The 20507-nt window shown below is 35.9% G+C and carries 8 protein-coding genes and 1 pseudogene; 4 read left to right on the top strand and 5 right to left on the bottom strand.

The window, feature by feature from the left end:
* Window positions 1-95: 95 nt before the first annotated feature.
* The 5 genes from DXU93_RS11050 to ade all read right to left on the bottom strand — a co-directional run bounded on the left by DXU93_RS11050 (window position 96) and on the right by ade (window position 17853).
* Entirely contained in the window at window positions 96-7799 is a 7704-nt protein-coding gene (locus tag DXU93_RS11050) for an HYR-like domain-containing protein (protein WP_116881353.1), read from the bottom strand.
* A 2-nt stretch (window positions 7800-7801) separates the two neighbouring features.
* Window positions 7802-8245, bottom strand: a complete 444-nt coding sequence (locus tag DXU93_RS11045) for a hypothetical protein (protein ID WP_116881352.1) — start codon at window positions 8243-8245, stop codon at window positions 7802-7804.
* Window positions 8246-8424: 179 nt separating this feature from the next.
* Window positions 8425-14817 (bottom strand): HYR-like domain-containing protein, encoded by a 6393-nt coding sequence (locus DXU93_RS11040; RefSeq protein ID WP_116881351.1) that lies wholly within the window; start codon window positions 14815-14817, stop codon window positions 8425-8427.
* 273 nt (window positions 14818-15090) lie between these two features.
* Window positions 15091-15954: a cation diffusion facilitator family transporter gene (locus DXU93_RS11035; protein WP_116881350.1), complete on the bottom strand. Its 864-nt coding sequence runs from the start codon at window positions 15952-15954 to the stop codon at window positions 15091-15093.
* A 276-nt stretch (window positions 15955-16230) separates the two neighbouring features.
* Complete coding sequence (gene ade, locus DXU93_RS11030) at window positions 16231-17853, bottom strand: adenine deaminase (protein ID WP_116881349.1); 1623 nt, start codon at window positions 17851-17853, stop codon at window positions 16231-16233.
* 243 nt (window positions 17854-18096) lie between these two features.
* Between ade and DXU93_RS11025 the strand changes: the two genes are divergently transcribed.
* From DXU93_RS11025 to DXU93_RS15205, 4 genes and pseudogenes are all read left to right on the top strand, one after another.
* Entirely contained in the window at window positions 18097-19083 is a 987-nt protein-coding gene (locus DXU93_RS11025; protein ID WP_116881533.1) for an NAD(P)-dependent alcohol dehydrogenase, read from the top strand.
* A 14-nt stretch (window positions 19084-19097) separates the two neighbouring features.
* Entirely contained in the window at window positions 19098-19673 is a 576-nt protein-coding gene (locus DXU93_RS11020) for a YdeI/OmpD-associated family protein (RefSeq protein ID WP_116881348.1), read from the top strand.
* A gap of 16 nt (window positions 19674-19689) precedes the next feature.
* Window positions 19690-20154: a nuclear transport factor 2 family protein gene (locus DXU93_RS11015; protein ID WP_116881347.1), complete on the top strand. Its 465-nt coding sequence runs from the start codon at window positions 19690-19692 to the stop codon at window positions 20152-20154.
* Window positions 20155-20389: 235 nt separating this feature from the next.
* Window positions 20390-20507 (top strand): annotated as a pseudogene (locus tag DXU93_RS15205) (ArsR/SmtB family transcription factor); the annotation flags it as partial.

Genomic DNA, 20507 nt, shown 5'->3' with positions numbered 1-20507 from the left:
AGAGATCAAAAATGAAAGAGGAAAATAAGATTAACTTATTTTCCTCTTTTTATATTAGGGTGTTTTTGCACACCTCACACGGAAGATTATTTGGTCTATTTAATTAAATTCACATGTCCTGAAAGTTCCACTCTTTCCTTTTCTTTTTCCCTTTTAAATTCAATTTCCCAGATGTAGGTGCCTTGCTGAACAGTTTCATTACTCGAAGCTCCATAAGTTCCATCCCAACCTATAGATGCGTCATTAGATTCAAAAATGACTTCTCCCCATCGGTTAAATATTTTCATATTAAAATCTTGAGGATCAAACCCTGAATAGAAAACAGGTTTAAACACTTCATTATTGGTATTCCCATCTGGTGTAAATGTATTAGGTATGTAATAGATTAAATCCGCAATAAATGGCATTGCTTTAGAGATAGTATCAGGACATCCATAATCACTGTAAGCTATCAATTCTACAGAGTATGCTTCAACTTCTTCAGCTTCGATTCCATAAGTGTATTCTGGATTTGTTAAATTGCTTCTTCCTACTCCATCTCCAAAATCCCAGTCATATGTTACTGAACCTGTTGAAGTATTTGTAAATTCCACTGTTTTATCAAAACTTGAAAGATTATCAGGACTAAATGTAAAGTCTGCATCAGGATATTCTCCAATACAAATATAATCCGTTAATGTAGCTTGATTTACACATCCATATTGAGACTCTACTTGTAAAGTTACATCATGACATCCTACAATATCGAAAGAGTAAGTTACATCACATCCAATAAGGTCATTTCCATTTATCGTAAATACACATTGGTCACTTGGAGTTTGTAAAAGATTTGTGAAATCTACTTCTAATGGATAACAGCCTGTCAATGTATCCGCTTCAAAAGAAATAACTGGTAAATCGTGAATTGTTACATCAACTTGATCTGTATTTACACAACCAAATGACGAAGTACCTGTTACGGTATAAGTTTCAATTCCAATCCCCTGACTAAATGGAACACCATCAACCACACCTTTATCCCAAGTGTAGCTCACTGCTCCACTTCCGTTTAAAGTCACTTGTTCTCCAATACATGCATCTACATCTAATCCTGCATCTACAGGAGGCAATGGATGAATTAATACTGAAACAACATCTGAAGAGTAACAATTCGCAAGTTCAGCAGTAACAGTATAATTGGATACACCAACTGGTGGAACAAAACCAACACCATCAGTTACACCATTATCCCATGAGATATTTGCACCTTCAGGATTTATTGCATTTAAGGTAACCACAGTTCCTTCACAATGTTCTTGGTCTGGACCAGCATCAATGACAGGCGCATTTGGATCTGATAAATTAATCGTTGCGATTACGGTTGAGAAACATGTTATACAATCTTCATCATAAACTGTAAAATCAATATAAGAACCTGCAGTTAAACCGATAATTGTATATTCACCCGCTGCATCAGAAGTAATTGGAAACGGAGCGCCTCCATCATAACTCAATTGGTAATTAGTAGAAGGAGTTAAACCAGCTAATGTTATTGTACCTTCTGTCCCTGAACATGTTGTTGGATCTGTACTTGAAAGCGTAAATCCTGCAGGTGGTGTGTAGGAATCAACTGTTATCGTATGTGAAACATTAATCGAATTTCCACAATCATCTGTAACACTATAAACACGAGTAATTACCTCTCCGTTACAGGTATTTCCATCTGAAGTTTCAGAAACAAATGCCACTATTGGGTTTACTGTACAATTGTCTGCTTCGTCTGTGACCACCGTTGTATTAACAGGTGGAACATCACTTAAACATTGAACTGTTATATCCACAGGATTACTAGCTGTTGGATTTGTTACATCGTTTACTGTAATCGTTTGAACCACATCAATATTGTTTCCACAATCATCTGCAATATTGTAGGTTCTTGTAATCACTTCAGGACATGTGTTTCCATCCGAGACATCACTTACATGTGTTACCGTAGGAGTTGTTGTACAATTGTCATTTACATTTTGTACAGTTGTTCCGTCTATGGCTGGCACATCTGCCAAACACTCAACATTTACATCTGCTGGTGCTGCTCCAGTAGGATCTATGGTATCGTTAATCGTAAACACTTGTGTTACATTGATTGAATTTCCACATTCATCAGCAATATTATATGTTCTTGTAACGAGTTCTGGACAAGTGTTACCATCGGAAACATCACTTACATGAGTTACAATTGGATTTACGGTACAATTATCTGCCTCGTCGGTAATTTCTGTCACATCCGGTGCCGGAATATCAGTAATACATTGAAAAGCTAAATCTGCTGGCGCCGTCCCTGTAGGATTCACCAAGTCATTTATTGTAATCAATTGAGTAACATTTAAAGTATTTCCACAATCGTCCGTAATGGCATAAGTTCTTGTAATCGTTTCTGGGCAAGTATTTCCATCGGAAACATCACTTACATGAGTGACTACGGGACTTACCGTACAATTATCTGCTTCGTCTGTAATTAATGTAACATCAACTGCAGGAACATCATCTGGACATGTCACTGTGGTATCATTTGGTGCTGTTCCAGTAGGTAATATTAAATCGTTAATTACAATATCTTGAGTACAAGTAACAGCAACTCCACAAGTGTCCGAAATTTGATAAGTTCTTGTCACTGTTTCTGGACAAGAATTTCCGTCAGAAACTTCACTCAGCAATTGGAATGATGTTGAATCAATTATACCTCCAGAAGGAATCAATGCAGAACCTCCTGCAGCAATAAATGCGTTAAAATCGGCATAAGGTGCCTGCTCAGAAATATCACAATTGGCGGTTAAATCACCTGGACACGAAATCGATGTAATTTCTGGTGAAACCGTAACTTTAATTTGATCTGATGAAAAACAATTTACCAATTCAGCAGTCACAGTATAAAAGGTTACACCCGGTGGTGGAACGAATCCTGCACCTCCTTCAACAGCTCCATTATCCCATGATAAATTTGCATTATCTGGATTTACTGTATTCAAGACTAAAGTTGAACCTTCACACAATACATGATCTGGCCCTGCATCAATTACAGCAGAACTAGGATCGTTAACATTAACCGAAACATTTTCTGTATTTGTACATCCAATACAACTCGCATCCGTAACTGTAAAATTAGTATAACTATCAGAAGGTAAACCAAGGATTGTATACTCCCCTGCTCCATTTGTGGTCACTAAAAAAGGTGCTCCTCCATCATAGCTGATTTCATAATCCTTATTCGGAATTAATCCTGAAATTGTAATTAAACCATCAGTTCCTCCACACGATGTTGTGTTATTTGGAGTCACTACAAAATTGGGAGTGTAAGCATCGATTGTTATAACATGATTTACATTTATACTATTTCCACAATCGTCAGTCACACTGTAAACTCTCGTAATCTGCTCTCCGTTACAAACGTTGTTATCTGAACTTTCAGATACAAAAGCTACTACTGGATTTGTAGTACAATTATCTGCTTCATCAGTGATCACTGCAATATTTACTGGTGGTAAGTTATCAATACAATCTACCGTAGAAAAAACATTACTCGCTGTTGGATTCGTATCATCGTTAATTGTAATGATTTGATTTAAATCTGTAAAGTTCCCACAATCATCTTGAATTCGATAGGTTCTTGTAATGATTTCCGGACATGTATTTCCATCAGAAACATCACTTACATGAGAAACTGATGGCGTAGTTGTACAATTATCAGCTTCATCAGTAATTAATGTCACATCAACTGCTGGAACATCACCTATACATTGCACAGTAACATCTGCTGGAGCAGTTCCTGTTGGATTAGTATCATCATTAATCGTAATGGTTTGAATAACATCGATATTGTTTCCACAATCATCTGCAATATTATATGTCCTTGTGATGATCTCTGGACAAGTATTCCCATCAGAAACATCACTTACATGCGTCACTATTGGATTCACTGTACAGTTATCGGCTTCATCTGTTATTGCAGTTACATCCACCGCTGGGACATCTCCTATACATTGCACTGTTACATCAGCTGGAGCAGTTCCTGTTGGATTGGTATCATCACTAATGGTAATGGTTTGTACAACATTAATATTGTTTCCACAGTCATCGGCAATGTTATATGTTCTTGTAATGATTTCAGGACAAGAACTTCCATCTGATACATCACTCACATGGGTCACAGTTGGATTAACAGTACAATTATCTGCTTCATCAGTAATTGCATTTACATCCACCGTTGGAACATCACCAATACATTGCACTGTAACATCAGCTGGAGCGCTTCCTGTTGGATTGATGTCATCATTGATGGTTATCGTTTGAACAACATTTATTGAATTACCACAAGTATCGGTAATGCTATAAGTTCTCGTGATAACTTCAGGACAAGTGTTTCCATCCGACACATCACTAACATGTGCAACTACTGGATTCACAGTACAATTATCTGCTTCATCTGTAATCGCTGTAATATCTACTGCCGGAACATCACCAATACATTGTACTGTAACATCTGCAGGTGCAGTTCCTGTTGGATTGATGTCATCATAGATTATAAAATTCTGTGTCACATTAATACTATTTCCACAGTCATCTGCAATATTATAAGTTCTCGTGATGATCTCTGGACAAGTGTTCCCATCAGAAACATCACTAACATGAGTTACAGTTGGATTTACTGTACAATTATCTGCTTCATCTGTAATTAGGCTAACATCTGGTGCAGGAATATCTGTAACACATTGAAATGTTAGGTCTGCAGGAGCGGTTCCTGTTGGATTCGTATCATCGTTAATTGTAATGGTTTGATTTAAATCTGTAAAGTTCCCACAATCATCTTGAATTCGATAGGTTCTTGTAATGATTTCCGGACATGTATTCCCATCAGAAACATCACTTACATGAGAAACTGTTGGCGTAGTTGTACAGTTATCAGCTTCATCAGTAATTAACGTCACATCAACTGCTGGAACATCACCTATACATTGCACAGTAACATCAGCTGGAGCAGTTCCTGTTGGATTGGTATCATCATTAATCGTAATGGTTTGAATAACATCGATATTGTTTCCACAATCATCTGCAATATTATATGTCCTTGTGATGATCTCTGGACAAGTATTCCCATCAGAAACATCACTAACATGCGTCACTATTGGATTCACTGTACAGTTATCGACTTCATCTGTTATTGCAGTTACATCCACCGCTGGGACATCACCTATACATTGCACTGTTACATCAGCTGGAGCAGTTCCTGTTGGATTGGTATCATCACTAATGGTAATGGTTTGTACAACATTAATATTGTTTCCACAGTCATCGGAAATGTTATATGTTCTTGTAATGATTTCAGGACAAGACTTTCCATCCGATACATCACTCACATGGGTCACAGTAGGATTAACAGTACAATTATCTGCTTCATCAGTAATTGCATTTACATCCACCGTTGGAACATCACCAATACATTGCACTGTAACATCAGCTGGAGCTGTCCCTGTTGGATTGATGTCATCATTGATGGTTATTGTTTGAACAACATTTATTGAATTACCACAAGTATCGGTAATGCTATAAGTTCTCGTGATAACTTCAGGACAAGTGTTTCCATCCGACACATCACTAACATGTGCAACTACTGGATTCACAGTACAGTTATCTGCTTCATCTGTAATAGCTGTAATATCTACTGACGGAACATCACCAATACATTGTACTGTAACATCTGCAGGTGCAGTTCCTGTTGGATTTATTTGATCATGAATAATCACAAGTTGTGTTGCTGTTGCTACATTTCCACAATCATCTTTAACAGAATAAGTTCTCGTTACTGTTTCTGGACAGTACATTCCATCTGAAATTTCACTCACTAATGTGAAAGTACCGGGAACAATATTCATATTTGACGATGAACTTGCAGACCCTCCATCGTTTTCAAAATCTGTAAGTGAGGCATATGGCGGCACCTCTAAAATTGAGCAATTGGCCGATAAATTGTTAGGTGCAGTTAGCGTGGTATTATTTGCGAACAGACCAATATTAAAACTTGTTTCATCTTCACACATTGCTGGTGCTCCTGTATTATCATAAATATATAAGCTTATCGGAACAGTTACTACATCTCCAGCATTATATTGAGTTCCAGTTCCTGATGGTCCTGTATAAAAAGATTCATTTCCAGATAAATTTGTCCCAGTGATTACCGGCAATGTATATGCTGCACATGTATCGAAATCAGCTACCGGGTCTAAACTAGGAACAGCTATTGCATTCACACAAATTGTTGTATCATAAGTACAACTAAAGTTATCGGTTACTTCATAAGTATAACATTCGTTTCCTAAAGTTGTTGGTTCCACAGTAATTGGATTAGTGCCACTTACAATTGTTGGATTAGCTAACCAATTTTCCGAATTAATTGTCGGAGTGAAAGTAATTCCTGGAGGAATAATCGCGGGATTAAAGTTTAGACTCCAATCAAAAATAAATCCATTATCAGATCCTAAATGGTCAGTAACAGTAAGTGTCCAGTTTCCATTTAAATCACATCCAACCAAATTAGATAACGGACCCAAAGACTCGTAATCTCCTGCAGGTAATGTTGAATTAGAAGCTGAATTAGCCCCCCATGTACCATTGGTTGCAAATGGTGTCCAACAATATAAGTAACCAATTCCTTGTGCCAAAGGTAAATTGTCATTATCTACCGGTACACCTAAATAAGTTGAACCACCTCCGTTACTATGTAAAGTAACAGATTGACCATTCGGGCATTCGATTTCGATGGTTAAATCTCCCATATAGGAATGTTCCATATTAACACAAATCGATTGCAGATTATTGATATTAGTCAAGGTCTGATTATCATTAAAACAATCTAAATTAACAGAAGTATTATATGATACTCCTGAGCCATCAGGGAGTGCTACTGGAGGAAAGGATGGCTGTACACAAGTTTTATTGAACGTAACGGGAGTAGCATCCCCTGTTAATACAGATTGTTCACCCAAACAAATGGAATCAGGTGAGGCCAAGGTTCCGCTAAAATCGGGGGTGGTGGAAACATGAATTTCTTGACTAATTGGTATCGAATTATAACAATTGTTTACATCCTGTATATCTAATTGAACTACATAAGCACCTTCATTATTAAAGGTAGATGAAATGTTTTGACCGAACTGATTTGGACCATTCTCAGTATTCCATTCAAACACTGAAGTGGCATTAGATTGAGGATAATTCTGATTATTCTGCGGGTAAGTTGCTGTTCCAAACATGTCTACAGTTTCACCTTGACAAATTCGAATCACACCGTCTGCATCAGGTGCAGGTGAGAATGTTGCACTACCAATTATATCTTGACAAGGCAATAAACAACTAATATTAGCAATCCACCCACCATCTGTAAAAATAGGTGATGAAGTAAATACAAAAGTTAAACAACCAGAAGTATTACTTGAGGAAGCAATTACTGTTCCTGGTCCTGGAGCTTGAGAATAACTACCAATTAAAGGATCCAATACACTAGCCCCATCATAAATCGTTAGGTAATCATTATTTCTTAAATTGAAGTAAACGAAATCTACAACTAAGGTATTATTTGAATTAGGACAAATGGTATAGGTTATATTTTCATTATTAGAATAATCACCACTTGGTCCACCAGTATCATAAAATGTACCTGTACAAGTAGTATCAGCAACTCCATTGGTAATAATATAACTTTGTCCAAATGATTTCTGAATGGAGAAAAGTATGGTACAAATGAATATAAAAATAGTATATCTTCTCATAATTAGTTGTCTTTATTCACCAGTTGATTTATAATGCGATCAGAATAAATCGTTATCATTCTATTTTCTGATTTACTTAACAAGAATGTTCCATTATCAATATCAGGAAAAGAATATTGTAAAAAGTTAAAGTCATTAGATTTTGTAGCTTCATAAAAAGCTTCCAATGAAATTTCTTTTTCTTGATATAAGACTTTACCCAATTTTGGTAGTACATTGGATTTTGTTTCTGAAACATCTTCAATTAAAAAACCATGTGTAGATTTCTTTTTTAAAAATTGAATAAGTCCTGGGTTACTTGTCTGAAAAAGTTCAAATTTTTCCTTCCCTAAGTATTCCTCTACTTTAGTTTCAACATTATCTAATTGAGTATAAGCATTATGCCCAAAAAATAGAATACACAATATCATTATAGATATTGGTTTTAGTCTCATAAGTTTCTTCATAGTGCTATATAAACGCTAAAAAGTTTTTAAAGGTTGTTAAAGAATAGTGTTTAATATGATTTTATTAATTAGTAGTAGGATGTAAGTTCATAAGTTTATAAAGAAAATATGGATGTGTAGAATAAAAAAAAGCCAAAACGAAATGTTCTGGCTTTTGAATTAAAATCTATTGTATTATGTTATCGAAGTAAATTCACTGTACCCATAATTTCAACTTCTTCATCATTTCGTAACTTATTAAAATTAATACGATAAACATAAGTTCCTGAAGGCATAACTTCATAATTACTAGCCTTGTATGTTCCATCCCATCCGTAATTAGCGTCATTACTTTCAAAGACAATGTCTCCCCAACGGTTATATACTTTAAAATTATAATTCTGTGGATCAAACCCCGTTGTAAAAATCGGTTTAAAGGTCTCATTTGATTTATTTCCGTCTGGAGTAAATGTATTGGGAACAAAGTAAATCAACTCCTCATAAAAAGGTAAATCCAAAGAGAAAGTATCACGACATCCTAAATTACTTATCGCTATTAAATCTACAATAAAAGTATATTCTTCATTAATTGATTCAACCATGTAAGTATGTGTAGGATCGGTGGCGTTACTGAATTCTCCATCTCCAAAATTCCATTCATAAGAAAAGGCTCCTGTGGATTTATTGGTAAATTCTGCTTCGTTGTAGATATTAGATAGTTCCTCTGGTTCAACAGTAAAATTAGCCACTGGATAATCATCCATACAAATGTAATCGACCATTGTAAGATCATCCACACAACCATTGGTCAATTCAACTTCTAAATTGATATCATAACAACCTGCATTAAGAAAAGTTGGAGCGATATTACAATCGTAATATTGGTGGCCACCATCAATCGTATACTTACACTCTTGAATTGATCCAGGTGTTGTATTCAAAATATTTATCTCATCAGGAGCACAACCAACAGTTCTATTGGCTGCAAATGAAACATCTGGCGACACCATCACTTCAACTTCTACAGTATCCTTATTTTCACAACCATCTACTGAAGTGGCAGTCACAATATAATTTGTAATTCCTAAGGTTGGTGTAAATGCAATTCCATCTACTACTCCATTATTCCATGTATAATTAACTGCATTTCCTGTTGCAGTTAGCGTAACTTGATCTCCATCACAAATCTGAATATCATTTCCTGCTGATACATTCGGAAGTGGGTTAACCATAACTTCTAATGAATCTTTTGCAAAACAATTTGCCAATTCTGCAGTCACAATATATTTTGTAGTTCCTAAAGGTGAAACAAATCCAACTCCATCGGTTACTCCATTATTCCAACTTAAATTTGCATTATCAGGATTAATTGCATTGATCGTGATCACCTCATCATCACAAGCAACTAGATCTGGTCCAGCATCAATGGTTGGTGGTAAAGGATCATTCAGGGTAATCGTAACATTCTCAGTTGTCGAACAAACATTACATGAAGTTTCATCAAGTGTAAAATCTGTATAACTCCCTTCTGTTAAACCTGTAATTTCATACGCTCCATTTACATCTGTCGTAATAAGATTTGATGTACCTCCATCATAAGTCAACCAATAATCTGTAGAAGGGTTTAGTCCTGTTAAGCTAATCGAACCATCTACTCCACCACAAGTCGTTGGATCATTTCCAACAATATTAAAGTTTGGATCATAATTTTCAATTAAAATCATGTGTTCTATTGAAGTTACATTTCCACAGTCATCGGTAACACTATAAGTTCTTGTAATGAGCTCACCTGCACATGTATTTCCGTCTGACACGTCCGAAACGAAAGCCACCATTGGCGAGGAAGTACAATTATCAGAAACACCCGAAATTACGGTAACATCAGCTGCAGGAACATCTGTTAAACAATCTACTTTTAGCGTATCTGGAGTATTTGCCGTTGGCGCAATATTGTCTCCAACAGTAATGATTTGCACAAGGTCCACATTGTTTCCACAATCATCAGCGATATTATAAGTTCTTGTGATAATTTCTGGACAAGTATTTCCATCTGAAACATCACTTATAAAAGTAACAGTTGGTGTAACAGTACAATTATCTGAAACATTAGTCACTAAATTGATATCTTGTGCAGGAACATCTCCAATACATTGAACAGCAATATCTGAAGGAGCATCACCTGTTGGTGGAGTATCATCATTTATCGTGATTGTTTGCACCAAATCAATTGAATTTCCACAATCATCAGTTACACGATAAGTTCTTGTAATAACTTCAGGACATGTATTTCCATCAGACACTTCACTTATAAAACTCACAATTGGATTTACCGTACAATTATCAGCTTCATCGGTAACCAATAATGGATCCGCAGTAGGTAAATCCCCAATACATTGAAGACTAAGATCTGCTGGGGCAGTTCCTGTAGGATCGACAAGATCATGAATTGTTATAGATTGAGATGTTGAAACTGAATTTCCACAAACATCAGTTATTTCATAAACTCTTGTGACTATTTCAGGGCAAGTGTTACCATCTGAATTTTCACTTATTAGTGTAAATGAAGCTGAATCAACTAATCCATCAACAGGCAAGTTTATTGTTCCTCCTGCATTTAAGAAAGCATCAAAATCAGCATATACAGGTTGTTCAGATATATCACAATTTGCCGTTAAGTTTCCTGGAGAAGTCATACTTATAATTGGTGTTGGAACTGTGACAGTTACTTGGTCTGTTGAAATACATGCATTTAAACTTCCTGTTACGGTATAAGTTGTAATTCCTTGAGGAGGTGTAAAACTCATATTATCCGTTATACCATTACTCCAAGAAATGGTTGCACCATCTGGATTATGCGCACTTAAAATTGTTGTTTGACCTTGACAAACGACTTGATCCAATCCAGCATTAATTGTTGGCAATGGAGGATCGTTTAAAACAATTGTTGAATTATTAATCCCAGAACATGTTTTATACACCACATCAAAATCGGTGTATGAACCTTCACCCAATCCTGTTATCACAGCATTTCCAGCACCATTAGCAGTAATTGTAATTGGTCCAACAATATTAGAATTGTTAAATAAATAAGATACATCATACATTTCACCTGCATCTAAACCACCAATTGTGATTGTTCCATCAGTTCCATTACAAGTTGTAGGTTCTGTTGAACTCAAAGTAAATAATATATTCGTTGTAACATTAATATTTGTGGTTGCTGTCCCCATACAACCATTTCCATCAGTATATTCATAAGTAATTGTATGAACACCAGAACCTGCTACAGTAGGATCAAATGTACTTCCTGTAACTCCTGCACCAGAGAAAACACCTCCATTAGGTGTTCCTACTAATGTAACTGGCACAGCCTGTTCACACATATCTGCCAATGAATCTATTGTTGGAGTTGGCACAGGATTCACTGAAATATTAAAATCAATTTCATTCGCACATGCTGAATTTATCGGTGTAAAAGTATAGGTTGAATTTCCAACATTATTTGAAACTACTGAAGGATTCCAAGTTCCTGTAATTCCATTATCTGAAACACTTCCCAATACTGGAGCAGTTTCATTTTCACAGAAATCAACAACAGAAGCAAAAGTAGGATCAACTTTCATATCCACCGTTACTATTACATCGTCAGTAGCTATACAATTATTTAAGGTTCCTGTTACAGTATAAGTTGTGGTAGTTGTTGGCGTAAAAGCAACTCCATCTGTAACTCCATTATCCCAAGAAATTGTTGCTCCATCAGGATTTAATGCTGTAAGTGTTATTTGTGAATCTTCACATATTGTATAATCACCAGGCGTCGTAATGTTTGGTGCATTGGGGTCAGACAAGGTAATTGTTGTGTTATTAGATCCTGAACAACTAATCCAATCAACAATAAAATCTGAATATGCACCAGCACTCAATCCTGTAATCGTAATCTCTCCATTTGCATTAGAAATCAATGTCAATGGTCCAACAAGGTTACCATTTTTGTTGTATGAAACTTGATGTGATGTATTCATTTCTAATCCTGAAATGGTAATTTCACCATCACTTCCTCCACATACTGTTGGAGAATTTGAGCTCAAAGAAAAATCGAGTAAAAAGTCAACTACTATATCTATCGTACCAACACCTGTACATCCATTTCCATCAGTGTAGGTATAAGCAATTGTATGCACTCCAATTCCTGCTACCGACGGCGTGAAAACATTACCAACAACTCCATTTCCAGAAAATGTTCCCCCAGCTGGAGAAGCGTTTAGTGTTACTGGAGAAGCATTTAAACATTGATTTGCAACAGGGTTTATCGTTGGACTAGGAGTCGCATATACTAAGATATCCATCGTTTCAACTGAAGCACATTCACTCGCATCGGGCGTAAAAGTATAGGTCGTAGTTCCGGGTGTATTACTTACAATTGCCGGACTCCAGGTTCCAGCGATATTTTCATTTGAACTTGTAGGCAAAGTTGGAATTGCATCATTTTCACAAAAACTTGCAATGGCTGTAAAAGTTGGTGTATCTTGAGGAGTCACAGTAATTGTTACATTATCCGTTCCAATACAACCATTCAAATCTGCTGTCACAGTATATGTTGATGTCGAATTTGGAGAAAAAGCCATACCATCAACAACGCCATTGTCCCATGAAAAGACTGCGCCAGGTGGAGTACTTGTTGCGTTCAATGTAATTGAAGTTCCCTCACAAATCGTTTGATCTAACCCTGCATCAACAGTTGGAGCGCTTGGATCAGTCAAATTAATATTGCTTAAATCACTAGTAGAACAACCATTAAGATCTACTAAAAAGTTATCATAGCTACCAGCACTTAAACCTGTGATTTGAATTTCTCCAGAAGTATTTGAAGTAAAATTAGCTGGACCAACTGTTGTTCCATTATCATCATAAGTCACACTATATGTAACTGAATTGTCTAATCCTGAGAGTAGAATGTAACCATCACTCCCACTACAAACGGTAGGATTTACTGAACTCACTGAGTAGGAAGGTACTGGATTTCCTGGGTCGATGGTAAAGTTACTTGAGCTTGAACAGCTTCCATTATTGGCTTCAATAGAATAATTTCCTGCAACACCACTTATGATCCCTGCCGCATTAATCGTAGGTCCTGTAGGTACAAAAGTATAGCTTAAAGCATTATCATAATTTGTAACTTCTAAAGTACTTGGTAAATTACAATCAGCAGCTGAAGCTAAGACCAAAGCTGGCTGATCAGGAGTACAGTTCACATGAGGAATTATCGTATCATTTGTACATGGCAAACCTGTACCTATCGAATCTATGAATTCAACATCTAATGAAGCTGTTATATCTGCTGTCCATTCCATTGGATTTAAACTTCCACAAACAGCATTGGGTGAATAAGTTGTATTGACTCCACCATTAGACAATAGTATCGGTGAAACATAAATATCCACTACACTATTTTGATCATACCAAGGTATATTTGAAAGATTATACCCTAAGGTGATGATAGGGTTATAATGTTTAGAATTCACTACCACAATACCATCCACAAAAATATTAATCAAATAGTCAATATTTGGGGCATTGAAACAATAATTGTTTATGGATACAGACAGATTCAAGGCATTTGCTGAACCTCCTAAATTATTTGGTGGAATAGTGATATAGCCAGCGTTATTTGTACCTCCAAATAGGGAGTTTTCCACTGTTGTATTTCCTACCGAGGTTGCCGTATTAAATTCTACGGGTACTTTAGGCCCAGCATTTGAACAACAGTTTGGGCTACCACTTACTCCTAAATATTCTATTGTAAATGTTTCATTTCCGTCAACACAAGTATTTGTAGGACCCGAAGTAGGATCTGGAGAAATGGTGAAAATATTTCCAATGTCAGAATTATCACAATCAAAATTGGCAGAAACATCCCATTCACATGTTGTTTGATTCCATACAATATCAACCAAATCGTTGGTATTTGAAGGCACAGAAGGATAAACAGTTACATTGTGATTTCCGGAGCCTAATAAAGTATTCGTTTGGTCACATCTTAATTCCCATGGTAAAGCAACATTCAAAGTATTACAGTAATCAGTGTTTTCAAGTTCTAATCCAACATTAAAATCCTTACAATACTGAACCGATCTTGTCACAACACCAGATGGAGTAGTTATGCTTAAGGTAGCAGAACTAATGATTGGCTTTAAGTTAAAATATATTTCTTCACTGATTGCCTGACCTGTAGTTATTCCGTTTTGAGAAATAGTATATGTGGCGTTTGTCGTTGACAATTTAAAAGCTGTACCTTCTAATGTAGGATCAATTGGCCCTATGCTCGCTGAATGGCCACCAACCGAACTTTCACTGTAAATTGTATTTCCAGTCAAAATACTTTCCATCAATACACTTCCTCCAACATTGATATTACCACTGTAATCAAAATTTATTTCACTAGGACAAGATGTATTTGCAAAGTGCATTGTGTAAGTCTGGCCTGCACAAGCCTCTCCTGTGGCTGTTAATGTCGAATATGATGGACAGTTTTGAGTATTTCCAGTAAAGAATATACAAAACAGTACTATTGTGGTTAGTATCAATCGATTCATATGATAAGTTAATTTAGGTTTTTCTTTAAATAATAATATTGATAAATCGCTTTTATAAACTCACCTTTTCTTTTCTAAAGTTTTAAAGCGGACTAAATATGAAAATACAATTTTACTCACAATCGGAAGCAATAAGACAACCGCAAGAAAATCAAATAATTAAATATTTAAATTCGATGATAAAATTATAAAAAAAACAGATACAACTTCATCGCTCTTGATAAATTACATTCAATTGTGGATAAAATTCAAAAATGTTCAAAATTAGAAACGCTATTCTTCCTCAATTTCAATATCAATTGTCGAACATTTCAAATGATGAGGCTTAAGTATTTCTTTTACCTGACTTTTTACAATGGAAACTTGCTCTATGTTTTTAATGGCATAAACTGTAACATGTGCAGAAAAAATATTTTGCTCTCCATCCAACGACCAAACATGTGCATGATTAACGTCGCTAACATTTGGAAGGGCTAAAATTTTAGTTCGAATTTCTGATAATTGCACCTCTTTCGGCACTCCTTGTAAAAAGAAATATAAGGTTTCTTTTAGGCGCCCAAAAACACCGTATAAAATGTAGCCTGTTATGGCCAAAGATAAAATAGGATCAATATAAGGAGTCGGATAGAAATACATAACAATTGCAGCAATCAATACAGCGGTCCAACCCAACACATCTTCCAACATATGCCAAAACACCACTTTTTCATTGAGTTTTTTTGATGACCTCATCCGTAAAACCACAAAACCATTTACCGCAATTCCGACAATGGCAAAAACAATCATTCCTAGCGCATCTGAACTTTCTGGATGAATCAAACGATCGATTGCTGCATAAATGACAAAACCTGAACCCAATAACAAAACCATACTATTGATTAACGCCCCGAGCAAAGAATATCGTCCATAACCATAAGAATATTGATCATCAGCTTTTTGCTTGGATTTCTTTTCACAATACCACGCTGTTCCCAATGATAAACTATCTCCAAGATCATGTATCGCATCAGACACAACAGCTACACTATTGACATAAATTCCTCCAATAATTTCAAAAATGGAAAAACCAAGATTCATCCAAAACGCAAGTTTTAAATTACTTGTTGAACGGTCGGTATGATGATGATTTTGACTCATATCTCGGTTTTTAAGTTTTGTTTATATTGTAAATTTAAGATTTACGTTTGAAGGATATTTTATAATTTCTAACTTTTTTTCGACTTAAATGATTCCTTCGAAACTGCAATACATTCATCGTTAGCACACAATGTGGTGCTATATTATTAACCTTTCTTTGAATTCACTCAAAGAATGTCGCTACGCTGTGGTTACCCTTAATCGCCTATCCGGATATAGAATTAGGCTCAATAAAAAAACATAACTAGTGCAATCAAAGCTACGGCATAGTAACAACTACTTGTAAAGCGAGACAAACTCAAACTTCCTCCCATCAAAGAGTCCTTTATCACTTAGTTTTAATTGTGGAATAACCAATAATGCACAAAAGGAAAGTGTCATGTAAGGTGAAGTTAAAGTAGAACCTAAATCTTTTGCTTTTTGATCTAATTGCTCATATTTTTCAGCAACTTCTTCTCCACTTTTATCCGTCATGATTCCCGCAACTGGTAAACCTAAAACTTCAGATTCTTCTCCATTTGCTAAAGACACACCTCCCTTTTCACCTACTATTAAATTAATGGCCTTTTGAATATCTTCGTCATTGGTTCCCACACATATAATATTGTGACTATCATGTGCAACACATGAAGCAATAGCTCCAGATTTTAATCCAAAGTTTTTAATCAAAGCGACGGAAGGTTTGGCATCATGATAGCGATTCACTACCACTACTTTCAATACATCCTTTTCGAGATCGGGTGTTAATTCTTCATCTTTAGATTGAAGTTTAATACTTTCTTCTTTGGTGACCAACTGACCGTCTTCCACTACAATTACACGTACATTTTCACTTTCCGCGTTTAACTTTAATTGCGCTAATGCAATCGGAGAACAATGAAAATTATTAGGTAATTCTGCAGCAACACTAGGGAAATTTACTTTTCCATTTTCAAAGACAATATTTCCATCAATTATAGTTTGTTTGACCTCAAAGTTTTCGAGGTCATCAACGATACAAAAATCAGCTTGGTCTCCAACACGCATCTGTCCGACATCCATGTTGTAATGTTCAATAGGATTCAAACAAGCTGCACTTAAGACATTATATAAATCACACCCCTTCGCTACAGCACGTGCAACGAGTTTATTGATATGTCCACGTACAAAATCATTAGGATGTTTATCGTCTGAACACAGCATAATTTCATTTGGAAATTCATCAATCAATGTATAAAGTGCTTCAAAGTTTTTGGCTGCACTTCCTTCACGAATCAATATTTTCATACCATGTTTTAGCTTATCAAAAGCCTCTTCCTTGGTAAAACATTCGTGGTCTGTTTCAATTCCTGCTGCAATATACTTTTTAGCATCCTCTCCACGTAAACCAGGTGCATGGCCATCCACGCGCTTATTTAAACTTTTGGCCAATTCGATTTTAGCCATGACTTCTTTATCCTCAAATAACACCCCTGGATAATTCATCATTTCCGCCAAATAATTGACTCGCGGCAACTTAAATAAAGCACGAATATCTTCAAGGTCTATGGTCGCACCTGCAGTCTCAAAAACTGTTGCTGGAACACAGGATGGCGCTCCAAAGAAAAACTTAAAAGGCGTTTGATTTCCATTAGCAATCATATACTCTACTCCTGCCCTTCCTAAAACATTTCCTATTTCATGAGGATCTGAAATAGTTGCAACGGTTCCTTGTTTAACAGCCAATCGCGCAAATTCTGAAGGAATCAACATTGAACTTTCGACATGAACATGCGCATCAATAAAGCCTGGTAAAATAAATTGATTGGGAACATCTTCGTTCGGCGTAATAGAATGAATCTTTCCATTTTCCACATTAATTACTCCTTTGAAAATTTTTCTATTGTTAATGTCGACAATTTGACCTTTGAATTCTTGCATATTCTTGTGTTTTAGGTAAAAATAGGAATTATCAAAAACCTACAGTAATTCTTTCATCGAAAACAATAAAGAAAAGAGTTTTTAAGATTTTAAATTAAGGAAGTCTAACGCAACTTGAAACATAGAGACCAGTGTTTATTTAGATCTCAATCTAATTAATCACGAAGCTCGAGGATTTTATTACAATAAGTCATTATTTTTACAAAGCGAATAATTTTAAACTTGTATAACCTTATGCCTCCAATGAAAGCCTTTAAAGTTAAGAAGTATGGAAGTCCACTTGATGCACTTCAGCAAGTTGAATTGGATAGACCTCAACCAAAGGACAACGATATCTTGATTCAAGTTTGTGCAACCACTGTAAATGATTATGATTGGTCAGTAACTTCTGGAAATCCCCTCACTTATCGACTTTTATTTGGATTGTCAAAACCACGCAAGAAATACGCAATTCCTGGCATGGAACTTTCTGGCATCGTTACTGGACTTGGTAAAAATGTTACGCGGTTTAAAATCGGTGATGAAGTGTATGGAGATACTTCTGACTTTGGTTTTGGAAGCTTTGCAGAATACATTTCACTCAATGAAAAAGCGGTTGAATTAAAACCAAAGGAAATCAGTTTTGAAGAAGCGGCAAGTATTCCACATGCAGCAATGCTGGCTTTACAAGGTTTGCGTGATTTAGGTCAGCTAAAGGACAATCAAAAAATCCTCGTCAACGGCGGTGGCGGAGGTGTAGGAACTTTTGCCATTCAAATTGCTAAAACCTTTAACACACATGTTACAGGAGTGGATACTGGAGAAAAATTATCTACCATGAAAACCCTAGGATTTGATGAAGTTGTCGATTATAAAAAGGTTGATTTCACCAAAGAGAAGCAAAAATATGATCTCATTTTAGATTGTAAAACCAACAGAAATATTTGGCGATTTTTACCTGTACTTAATCCAAAAGGAAAATACATATCAATAGGCGGAAAATCAGGTAAACTTCTTCAAATGATTTACATGAAACCACTGTTAAAAATATTGAGCACGAAAAGAGTTCAAGTACTCATGTTAAAAGGCAATCACGATTTGGAATTCATCAACCAATTATATGCTGAAAAGAAATTAAAATGTATCATCGACGGACCTCATAGCTTCGATAAAATTCCATGGGCTGTACAACGTTTTGGAGAAGGTTTACACACTGGAAAAATCGTGATTTCATTGAATCAAAAAGATTAAACTATTTTTACAAAATGTCAGCTTTGGAAACGTTTTACCCTGCAAATAAAGCAGAATGGAGAAATTGGTTAGCCCAAAATCATGCTACCCAACAATCGATTTGGGTCATTTTTTATCGTAAAAAGACAGGAATACCCAGCTTATCGTGGAGTGAAGCCGTAGATGAAGCCATTTGTTTTGGTTGGATTGACAGTACCAAGAAATCGATTGATGAAGAAAAGTACCGACAACTATACAGTAAACGCAACCCGAAAAGTACATGGTCAAAGGTGAACAAAGACAAGGTGAAGGTGTTGATGGAGCAAGATTTAATACAAGAAGCAGGATATAAAACGATAGAGATTGCGAAAGAGAACGGTAATTGGTCTTTACTCGACGATGTTGAAAACCTCATCATTCCAAAGGATTTAGACCAAGCCTTAAAAAGTAATCCTAAGGCTGAAGCCTACTTTTTATCGTTAAGTAAATCGAATCGTAAATCCATATTACAATGGGTTGTGACCGCCAAAAGAAGTGACACAAGAATTAAACGCATAAACGAAACGGTTGAACTTTCCGCACAAGGATTAAAGCCAAAACAATTTAGATAATTTTAAAGCAAATACAATGGATCATAATGAATTAATCAATAAATTTTACACTGCATTTTCTAACGGAGACAGCAAAGTAATGACAGCATGTTATCATGAAAATGTTCGCTTCACTGATCCTGCTTTTGGAACATTAGAAGGAAAAAGAGCCTGTAAAATGTGGGAAATGTTGCTTTCACGCGGTGCTCAATCGAAAATCACCTTCAGCAACATAAATATCGATGGTGACACAGGTTCAGCAAATTGGAGAGCAGAATATAACTTCGGTCCAAAAAAGAGAAAAGTGATCAATTTGGTTTCTGCTCATTTCAAATTTAAAGACGGGAAAATCATTGAGCATATAGACACTTTCGACGTATGGAAATGGTCAAAACAAGCCATGGGACCTGTTGGACACTTGATGGGTTGGTCTTCCTTCCTAAAAAACAAAATCCAAAAAACCACAGGAGAACAATTGGACAAATACATGGCGAAGAATTAGAAAGGTAGTGATGCTAAATTTCAAACTATTCAGAAAATTATTATTTTAGAGGAGAATAACTTTATCTGACGGTGCACAAAGCCAACAAATGGTTGTTGGCTTAGTAGTCTGATGGTAAGGGGATAAATGAGTTAGCGGTCAGGCAATAATACGACCCGAGAAACAAATCGGGTTATTTTTAAAATATTGTATTTTAGCATTTGCTTAAATAAACAAGTTGACTATTTTTGTGTTTATGGAAAACAATTCTTGCATAAGACAACAAGCGGACATTAAACAAATCAACCGTTGTAAAGACCGAGTTGCAGAACTCAACGGCTCGTTTGACTACTTATCGAACGGACTTGAATTGG

The organism is Brumimicrobium aurantiacum (assembly GCF_003402975.1).
In the GTDB taxonomy this organism is placed as follows: domain Bacteria; phylum Bacteroidota; class Bacteroidia; order Flavobacteriales_D; family Crocinitomicaceae; genus Brumimicrobium; species Brumimicrobium aurantiacum.
Note: the sequence above shows the minus strand (reverse complement) of the source record. Positions and strands in the feature narration are given on the sequence as shown.